We start from the raw sequence: 8,871 nt of genomic DNA, 5'->3' as shown, positions 1-8,871 counted from the left end.
CGGTCATACCACCAAGTCGCGACCTGTTCAGCCCTTCAAAGCGCCCAGACCCGCCCTATCGTTCCCGCCCTATCGTTCCCGCGCCGCCTGCCGCGCGATGGTCAGCAATTCGTGGCGCACCAGCAAATCGCCGGTGCCCCGGCCCGACCGGGTGGCGCGTTCGGCTTCCAGTAGGCGCTGGATGACGCGCGCGATGCCATGGCTGTCCCACAGCCGCACTTGCCGCGATACCAGCCCTTTTTCCTTCCAGAACACGGCCTTGCCCGCCGCCTCCATCGCCGTTTCCAACCGTCCGCTGGCGTCGAAACTGGTGCGGATATTGGCGATCAGCATCGCGCGGGTCATCAGCGGACGGATGACGGAGGCCATTGCCGTGCTGGTTTCCTGCAAGCGCGTCAGCTCATTGTGCATGGCCTTTAGGTCACCACCCAGCACCGCGTTGACGAGCGGTGCGACCTCCGTATCGGGATTGTCCGCCGATAGGGCATCCAGCGCCTCCGCCGTCGCTTCGCACGGCCGGTCGGGCGCGGCGTCGAGATAGAGGATCAGCTTCTCGACCTCGCCCTGCATCAGCGCGCGATCGCCATTGGCGAGCGCCACGATCCGCCGCGCCAGGTCCGACGAGAGGCGCAGGCCGCCTTCGCGGGCGATAGCGATGGCAATCTGCTCGGCCTCGCGCGCGTCTGGCTGGTAGGAGATGAAGGCGAGCGTCGCCTTATGGTCCAGCGCCAGCTTGAGCAGCTTGGACGTGGCCTTGAGCGCGCCCGCGACCGCCACGACCGGATTGCCCGCCGCCGGGCTTTCCAGCAGCGCGGTCAGGGCAGGCAGCGATTCCTCGCCCATGCCGCTAACGCGAATCCAGCGCCGGTCGCCGAACATGGAAAAGGATGCGGCCTCATCCGCCAGCCGGGCGGGATCGTCACGCAGCGTCGATCCGTCGAGGTCGATGCGTTCGGCCTGCGGTCCCATCGCCCGCTCCAGCCGCTTGAGCAGCGCCTGGCTGCCCGCATCGTCGGGGCCGTAGAGCAGGAAGAAGCGGACGTCAGCAGGCGGGGCGTCGAGCGCCTTTTCGATCTGGCCGCGATTGGCCTTCAAGGATTGGCCGCCTTGCGTGAAAACAGCGCCAGCCGCGTGACGATCTGATCCGCCACCGTCTGCGACAGCCGCTCCAGCGCCGTATCTTCGGCCGCGATCGTCGCATATTCGCTCGACGTGACGTCGATGCCCGCGTCCGACCCGGCGGTGTCGTCGAGGATTTGCGCGCCGGTCGCTTCGTCAATCAACTGGTAGCGCGCGCGCAGGGTGCGCCGTTCGCGGGTGACGGCGGCGTCGGCGCGCAGGCCGAAACCGGTGATCTGGTCATCCAGTTTCACGACCAGACGATAGCGCGGGCCGCTACCCCCGCTCATCGCGCCCAGCCGATCGTTGAGCGCATTGCGGACCAGCCAGCCACCGCGTCCCTCGATCGGGGCGACATCGACATTGCCCAACGCCTGCGCGACGACGCCCTGCGTTCCCCCGCCATAGACCGGACGGAGGCCGCAGCCGGTCAGCAGGAGCGGGATGGCGAGAAGGGGGAGGAGACGCTTCATCCGCCTTCCATAGCCGCTGCATCGATCAATTCAAACAGTGCTCCTGCGAAAGCAGGAGCCCAGAGTCGAATGGCGTGCCCTGCATCCTGGGCTCCTGCTTTCGCAGGAGCGCGGACGGTCAAATAACCAGATTCACCAGACGATCGGGCACAACGATGATCTTCTTAGGCGTAGCCCCATCCAATATCCGCATAACATTGGGCGCGGCGAGCGCCAGCCGTTCCAGTTCGTCTTTCGCCGTCCCCTTGGGCACGGTGATGGTGTCGCGCAGCTTGCCCATCACCTGGCAGGCGATGGTGACTTCGTCATCGACCAGCAGCGCCGGATCGACCGTGGGCCAGGCGGCATCCGCGATCAGGCCGGTCTCGCCCATATCGGCCCAGGCTTCTTCGGCGAGATGCGGCGTCATCGGCGCGACCAGCAGCGCGAGCGCGCGGATGGCGGCGTTGCGCGATGCGGACGGCGCGGCCTTTTCCACCGCGTTGGCCAGTTCGTAAATCTTGGCGACTGCCTTGTTGAAGGACAGCGCCTCTATATCCCTGGCGATCCCGTCGATCGTCTGGTGCAGTTTGCGGTCGAGCGGCTTGTCGGCGCCTTCCGCCCCCGCCTCGATCTGGCCGAAGAGCCGCCACAAGCGGTTGACGAACCGCCACGATCCCTCGATCCCGCTTTCGGTCCAGGGCAGGTCGCGTTCGGGCGGGCTGTCCGACAGCATGAACCAGCGCACCGCGTCCGCGCCATATTGGGCGATGATGTCATCGGGATCGACGACATTCTTCTTGGACTTGGACATCTTCTCGACGCGGCCGACTGTCACCGGCTCGCCATCTGATACTAGAATGGCTCCGTTCGAGGATCGATTGACCTCGGTAGGCGCAAAATAATTAGGCTTTGCCAACGGTTCGCCAACCGCCATTCCCGCTTCAAAATAGCTCATTCGGTAGTAAGTTTCATGCGTCACCATCCCCTGCGTGAACAGGCCGGTGAACGGCTCGGCAAAGCCCAATTGCCCCATATGCTGCAAGGCCCGCGTCCAGAAGCGCGCGTAGAGCAAGTGGAGGATCGCATGTTCGACCCCGCCAATATATTGGCCGACCGGCAGCCATTTTTCGACCGTGGCGCGGTCGAACGGCTTGTCCTTGGGCTGGCTGGCGAAGCGGATGAAATACCAGCTCGAATCCGCGAACGTATCGAGCGTGTCGGTTTCCCGCACCGCAGCCTTGCCGCAATTGGGGCAGTCCACATGCTTCCAGGTCGGATGGCGATCGAGCGGGTTGCCCGGAATGTCGAAGGTCACATCGTCGGGCAGTACGACCGGCAACTGTGCCTTGGGCACCGGCACCGCGCCGCAGGTCTCGCAATGGATCACCGGGATCGGCGTGCCCCAGTAACGCTGGCGCGACACACCCCAGTCGCGCAGGCGGAACACGGTCTTGCCCGCGCCCCAGCCTTCGCCTTGCGCCCGCGCGATGACCGTGGCCTTCGCCTCCTCCACACTCATGCCGTCGAGGAAGCGGCTGTTCACTAGCCTGCCCGGCCCGACATAGGCTTCGTTGTGGATCGGCTTGGCTTCGTCGCCTTCCGCTGCGACGACCCGCTCCACAGGCAGCATATATTTACGCGCGAAGTCGAGATCGCGCTGGTCATGCGCGGGGACGCCCATCACTGCGCCGGTGCCATAGTCCATCAGCACGAAGTTCGCGATGAACACCGGCAACTGCCATTCGGGATCGAACGGATGGGTAACGGTCAGGCCCGTGTCGAAGCCCAGCTTCTCCGCCGTCTCCAGCTCGGCCGCCGTCGTTCCGCCCGCCTTGCACAGGTCGATAAAGGCCTGCGCTTGCGGGTTCCCCGCCGCAACCTGCTGCGCCACCGGATGATCGGCTGCGATCGCGACGAAGCTTGCGCCGAAAATCGTGTCGGGCCGGGTCGAATAGACCTCGATCGCCTGGTCGAATGGTGCAACCGGCTTGAAGTGGAATTGCAGGCCGACCGACTTGCCGATCCAATTCTCCTGCATCGTCCGCACTTTTTCGGGCCACTGGTCGAGGCTCTTCAGCCCCTCCAGCAAATCGTCGGCGAACTGGGTGATCTTGAGGAACCATTGCGACAGCTTGCGCTTCTCGACCGTCGCGCCTGACCGCCAGCCCTTGCCGTCGATCACCTGCTCATTGGCCAACACGGTCATGTCGACCGGGTCCCAATTGACCGCGCTTTCCTTGCGATAAACGAGGCCCGCTTCCAGCATGTCCAGGAACAGCGCCTGTTCATGGCCATAATAATCGGGGTGACAGGTCGCGAGTTCACGGCTCCAATCCAGCGCAAAGCCCAATTTCTTGAGCTGCGCCTTCATGTTGGCGATATTCTCATAGGTCCATTTGCCGGGATGGACCTTTTTCTCCATCGCGGCATTTTCAGCCGGCATGCCAAAGGCGTCCCAACCCATCGGGTGCAGCACTTCATGTCCCGTCATCCGGCGGAACCGCGCCAGCACGTCGCCCATCGAATAGTTGCGGACATGGCCGATATGGATGCGGCCCGACGGATAAGGGAACATCTCCAGCACATAGCTGCGCGGCTTGTCCGACATATCGTCGGCCTTGAAGCTCTGCTGCTCGTCCCAGATCGCCTGCCAGCGGGCGTCGGCCTCCAGCGGATTGAAGCGCCTTTGCATATTCACGTCCTACCCAAATGCGAGGGGGCTGGGCCTTTGCAAGCCCAGCCCCGAACCGTCAAAAAACTTGAGCTTCGCCTGCGCGCCGCCCAAGCGAAGAAGAATCAGCCGCCAATCGACGTGCGGCGCAGGTCGCGGGCCTTGGTCAAAATCACCTCTTCCAGCTTCTGCACGGTCGCGGCCTTGACCGGCGCGTCGAGCCACTGGCCGTTCTGGCTCACCTGGCGGCTGGCCGCGACACGCAGCGCGTCGGCACGCAGATCCTGGTCGAGGATCGACACGGTCAGCTTCATCCGCTCATTGGGGCTGTTCGGGTTCGCGTACCAGTCGGTCACGATCACGCCACCGTTCGAATCGGTCTGCACCAGCGGCATGAAGGAAATCGTGTCGAGCGCCGCGCGCCACAGATAAGCGTTGACGCCGATCGTCGTCACTTTCGACGCAGCAAGGTCCGCCTTGGGCCGATCCTTGGACCCGCCACCGCAGGCGGCCAACGGCAAAAGCGCGACCAGCAGCAGGCCGGCGGAAACAGGGGCGGGAAAACGGCGGACCATCAGGCATGTCCTAGCTTGGAAAATGACGAAAAACAGGCTGCTTCTATAGTGGCCATGCAGCGTTGGGCAAGGGGCGCTGCGTCGGGACGGGGCAATCCTCGTTTCGTCGCGCCATCGCTCCCTTTTCAAACTCTGTGTGTTCCTTGCAACAGCTCCGACAAAAAGCCCGCCGCCCCCTAGCCAATGGAGGCTTTCCGCGTGTAGAGCGTTACACATAACAAGGAACAGGGGCGAGAATCGGGTCATGCGCGTACAAAGGGGACATCTGGCATTGGCGGGAGCGGCATTGACCGTGACCGGCTTCATGCTGTCTCCTGCGATCGGCGCGGCCAACAAGCTCGTCCAGATGCAGATCGACGCACCCGTGTCGCTCGGCGCTCTGGGCAGCATCTCCTCCTTCACCCCCACTACCAAAGACCCGCAACTGGCCGCCGCTTATGCGAAAATCGCTGCGTCCGCCAATCGCCAGGGTTTTCGTTTCACGCCGACCAGCGGTTCGCTGAGCGGCGAACGGTCGATCACCGTGATGGTCCGCGCCAGCGGTGAACGTGTCGCCGTGGCCCGCACGATCGACCCGATCGACATCAAGCCCGTCGCCTTCAGCCTGAACGGTGCGCAGAACTGGCGCAAGTTCGCGCTGCCCGAATCGCTCGGCCGCAAGCCGCTCGATCCGGTGCCAGTCGAAACCATGGTCGATGCCAAGAATTTCTCGCTGGATGACGCCAAGAAGGATCGCTTCAGCACCAAGATGCTGATCGAAACCCGCCGCGACGCCGTCACCGCGACGCGCAACCCCGGCGCGGAGAAGGATTATTCGCTGGATCTCGCCAGCTCCTACTCGCTGACGCGCAACCTGAACGTCACGGCTGGCGTGCGCTACAATAATAATGTCGCGGGTCGCCTGACCCCGATGACCGACGACAGGCAGGACAGCCAAGCCGTCTATCTGGGCACCATCTTCAAATTCTGATCGGCCTGCGGGTTGAGTGAAGGTCAGCCGTTGATCTGATGGTCAACCGCGCTGGCTGATTCGTCGTTTCAGAATTTGCGGTTTATGTCAGATCGTGGCGCACAGGCCGTGATCATGCGCGATCGGTGAACCAGCCCGCTAATGCGGAAATCGCGGTGGCAGGCACAGCCAACAGGCCCAGAAACAAGAGAGCTACGGGCCACAAAACATCCGTATCACTGTTTATCCACAGGATGGGAAGCTGGGCGAAGGTCAACAACGCGCCTGCGTACCAGCCATGGCTCTTGCGCAACCATCCCGCAATCCCGGATAGAAGAAGCGAAACGGGATACCAAAGCGTCCAGTAACCGGCTGCGTCCCACGGTTCCGCGACGCCTGCAATCTGACAAACAAGCTGCCAGTAGAGCCCGCCCATAAGGCACAGAGCGGCTACGCTAAACAATCGCGTTGCCCCCTACCAGCCCATCGATCGCTGCCCAGCCATGCGCGCCGATCCCCCGCAGCATCCGTTGGTGCAGCGGCTTCACCCCGCCCAGCGCCATCACCGGCTTATCCGCCTGCCGCGCCAGGGCGGCAAAGCGCAACCGACCCAAGCTGGCCGCCCCCGGATGCGATCGGGTGGGGAAGAGGGGCGATACGAAGACCATGTCCGCCCTGCCCCGTCGCGCGGCCAGCATCTCGCGCGCATCGTGTGCGGCCATGCTGTGCAGCATCGGCCGCCCTGCCCGCCTTGTGTCGCGCCCATGCCAGCCATCGGCCCACCACGCGGCGGCCGTCCGCCCATCGCCCGCCAGCAGCAGCACCAGCCGCCGCCGCCGCGCCACGCGCCGCACCGCCTCGAACAACGCCCGCCGCGCCTTCCCTTCCGTCCGGTAATGCCGGAACACGATTCCCGCTCGCCCCTTGGGCAAGCGCGCCACCGCCGCCAGCAACGCCGCGTCGGCGACCCGCTCGTCGGTCATCAGCCAGATTGTCGGCAGTTTTTTGCGGTGGCGGCGGGTCATGACCCTGTCCTATAGCAGCGCGCATGACGACCGACAGCCCGCAAGCCGCCCTCCGCCTTTCCACCCTGCACGACGCCATCGATCGGGCTGCGCGCCTGACCGATCGCAGCGGCGAGGATATCACCCTGATCGCCGTCTCCAAGACGCAGAGCACTGACGCCATCCGCCCGCTGATCGCGGCGGGCCAGCGCATGTTCGGCGAAAATCGCGTGCAGGAAAGCCAGGAGAAATGGCCCGCCCTGCGCGACGAGCATCCCGATATCGCGCTGCATCTGGTCGGCCAGTTGCAATCCAACAAGGCCGCCGATGCGGTCGCGCTGTTCGATGTCATTCACAGCCTCGATCGCCCCTCGCTGCTGACTGCACTGGCCAAGGCGATGGACGCAGCGGGCAAGCGCGTCCCCTGCTATATCCAGGTCAATATCGGCGCAGAGGAACAGAAGGGCGGTTGTCCCATCGCCGACGTGCCCGCGCTGATCGCCGCCGCGCGCGATGCGGATATTCCACTGCTCGGCCTGATGGCCGTCCCGCCGGCGGACGTAGAACCCGCCCCCTATTTCGCGCTGCTCGCAAAAATGGCGCGGGAGGAGGGCCTCCCGCGCCTGTCGATGGGCATGTCGGGCGATTATGAAACCGCCATCATGCTGGGCGCGACCGATATTCGCGTCGGCACTGCCCTGTTCGGCGATCGTCCAACCCCCGCCCGCCCTGTGCCCAAGAGCGGGCGGGGAATGATCAGAAACTCCCCCGCAACGTGATGCCATAGGTGCGGGTTCGGCCAGATAGGCGGAGATGAGTTGATTGGCCATCGGCGCACCCTGGGCGAACTGGCCCGTTGTCGAGGTCGCCGGGCTGCTCGACTGGAGCGGGCTGCTGAACGCCACCTGGGTATAATCCTGGTTGAAGATATTCTGGCCCCAGAATTCGATCGCCCAGCGCTGGTTCGGCCCACGCAGCCCGACGCGCGCATTGACGACGGTGAAGCCATCCTGATTCTTCTCCGGGAACAGGTCAGACCCGGTGTTGAAATCGCTGGTCATGCGGCCATCGACATAGAAGAGCGCCGACAGGCCGCTCGTACCGATGTCCGGTGTCCAGGCGGCGCTGGCGGTCGTCACCATCTTGGGCGCATTGCTGTTGATCGATCCCGGCAACAGGAACAAGGCTGGGTCAAGCGGCACGCTGCCATCGCCGCTGCCGACCAGACGGCTGGCGAACTTGGCTTCCGCATAGGTGAAGCCGCCGGTCACGCGGAAATTGCGCGCCGGGGTGGCGGTCATTTCCAGTTCGACGCCCTGGCTGATCAGCCCAGGCCCGACATCGTCCGAGCCGCAGGTCCGCGCCGCCGACAGCGCGCTGTCGCAGCCATTGATATTCTGCACGACGAAGCTGGTGCCGTTGAAGGTGTTCAGCTGGAAATTCTTGAACTCCTGGCGGAAGGCAGCGACGTTCGCGCTCCATTTGGGCTGGCTGTATTTCAGGCCGATTTCGAATGCGTCGACCTTTTCGGCGGCAAAGCGCAGGCTGGCGACGTCGGCATTGCTGCGCGGTGAAAAGACCGCTGGAATGGCATTGAGGCCGGTCGATCCCAGCTGGAAGCGGTCGAGGTTGAATCCGCCCGCCTTATAGCCCTTCGAATAGCTGCCATAGAGCAGCAGATCGTCGGTCGCCTTCCACGACAGGACCGCCGTGCCCGACAATTCGCCGTCGCTGATCTTGTCATTGAGGTCGAGCGCGTTGAGGCTGGTCGAAGCATTGCCGAGGCATCCGAGCGTCAGGATTCCGCCCGCCAGCGCTGCCGCGCTGCCCAGCGCCGGGTTGGTAGCCAGGCCCGGCAAAGCGGAGGACTGCAACGCCGCGCAGGTCGCGTTATTATTGTTGAGGTCCGCCGAAAAACGCTTGCTTTCATGGGTGTAGCGCAGGCCCAAGGTCAGATCGAGCCGGTTGGTGACGTGGATGATATTATGGGTGAAGATCGCCCAATTTTCGCTCTTCTGGCGATAGATAGATCCGGTGTCGCCGGTGCCTGACGGAATCGCGGCCAGAGCGCGCAGGCCGTTACCCAAGCCCGTCGAGA

Annotated in this window: 8 protein-coding genes and 1 pseudogene; 2 read left to right on the top strand and 7 right to left on the bottom strand. The window is 64.0% G+C overall.

The window, feature by feature from the left end; translation table 11 throughout:
• Positions 1–69: 69 nt before the first annotated feature.
• The 4 genes from holA to IL54_RS07355 all read right to left on the bottom strand — a co-directional run bounded on the left by holA (position 70) and on the right by IL54_RS07355 (position 4,820).
• Entirely contained in the window at positions 70–1,095 is a 1,026-nt protein-coding gene (gene holA / locus IL54_RS07370) for a DNA polymerase III subunit delta (RefSeq protein ID WP_037474373.1), read from the bottom strand.
• Complete coding sequence (gene lptE, locus IL54_RS07365; RefSeq protein ID WP_037474370.1) at positions 1,092–1,592, bottom strand: LPS assembly lipoprotein LptE; 501 nt, start codon at positions 1,590–1,592, stop codon at positions 1,092–1,094. The genes holA and lptE overlap by 4 nt, the downstream gene beginning before the upstream one ends.
• A gap of 118 nt (positions 1,593–1,710) precedes the next feature.
• On the bottom strand, positions 1,711–4,266 hold the full coding sequence (gene leuS / locus IL54_RS07360) for a leucine--tRNA ligase (RefSeq protein ID WP_037474368.1): 2,556 nt from the start codon (positions 4,264–4,266) through the stop codon (positions 1,711–1,713).
• 104 nt (positions 4,267–4,370) lie between these two features.
• Positions 4,371–4,820 (bottom strand): DUF3576 domain-containing protein, encoded by a 450-nt coding sequence (locus IL54_RS07355; protein WP_037474366.1) that lies wholly within the window; start codon positions 4,818–4,820, stop codon positions 4,371–4,373.
• A 244-nt stretch (positions 4,821–5,064) separates the two neighbouring features.
• On the opposite strand from IL54_RS07355, the gene IL54_RS07350 reads away from it, so the two are divergent.
• Positions 5,065–5,790, top strand: coding sequence for a hypothetical protein (locus IL54_RS07350; RefSeq protein WP_037474363.1), 726 nt, complete (start codon positions 5,065–5,067; stop codon positions 5,788–5,790).
• Positions 5,791–5,902: 112 nt separating this feature from the next.
• Here IL54_RS07350 and IL54_RS07345 read toward each other — a convergent pair whose 3' ends face one another.
• Together IL54_RS07345 and IL54_RS07340 are read right to left on the bottom strand one after the other, a co-directional pair.
• Positions 5,903–6,205, bottom strand: coding sequence for a hypothetical protein (locus IL54_RS07345; RefSeq protein ID WP_052027593.1), 303 nt, complete (start codon positions 6,203–6,205; stop codon positions 5,903–5,905).
• A 19-nt stretch (positions 6,206–6,224) separates the two neighbouring features.
• Positions 6,225–6,794 (bottom strand): thiamine phosphate synthase, encoded by a 570-nt coding sequence (locus IL54_RS07340; RefSeq protein ID WP_037474361.1) that lies wholly within the window; start codon positions 6,792–6,794, stop codon positions 6,225–6,227.
• 23 nt (positions 6,795–6,817) lie between these two features.
• Between IL54_RS07340 and IL54_RS07335 the strand changes: the two genes are divergently transcribed.
• Complete coding sequence (locus IL54_RS07335) at positions 6,818–7,552, top strand: YggS family pyridoxal phosphate-dependent enzyme (protein ID WP_037474360.1); 735 nt, start codon at positions 6,818–6,820, stop codon at positions 7,550–7,552.
• Here the strand turns inward: IL54_RS07335 and IL54_RS07330 are convergent.
• A pseudogene (locus IL54_RS07330) lies at positions 7,530–8,871 on the bottom strand (TonB-dependent receptor domain-containing protein); the annotation flags it as partial. The gene IL54_RS07335 and the pseudogene IL54_RS07330 overlap by 23 nt on opposite strands.

It is taken from the genome of Sphingobium sp. ba1 (assembly GCF_000743655.1).
Classification (GTDB): domain Bacteria; phylum Pseudomonadota; class Alphaproteobacteria; order Sphingomonadales; family Sphingomonadaceae; genus Sphingobium.
This window is presented reverse-complemented; position numbering and strand designations above follow the sequence as displayed.

Coding starts and splice junctions, on each gene's coding strand:
- IL54_RS07345 (WP_052027593.1), bottom strand. CDS start 6,205: ATGGGCGGGCTCTACTGGCAGCTTGTTTGTCAGATTGCAGGCGTCGCG.
- IL54_RS07335 (WP_037474360.1), top strand. CDS start 6,818: ATGACGACCGACAGCCCGCAAGCCGCCCTCCGCCTTTCCACCCTGCAC.
- IL54_RS07340 (WP_037474361.1), bottom strand. CDS start 6,794: ATGACCCGCCGCCACCGCAAAAAACTGCCGACAATCTGGCTGATGACC.
- lptE (WP_037474370.1), bottom strand. CDS start 1,592: ATGAAGCGTCTCCTCCCCCTTCTCGCCATCCCGCTCCTGCTGACCGGC.
- IL54_RS07355 (WP_037474366.1), bottom strand. CDS start 4,820: ATGGTCCGCCGTTTTCCCGCCCCTGTTTCCGCCGGCCTGCTGCTGGTC.
- leuS (WP_037474368.1), bottom strand. CDS start 4,266: ATGCAAAGGCGCTTCAATCCGCTGGAGGCCGACGCCCGCTGGCAGGCG.
- IL54_RS07350 (WP_037474363.1), top strand. CDS start 5,065: ATGCGCGTACAAAGGGGACATCTGGCATTGGCGGGAGCGGCATTGACC.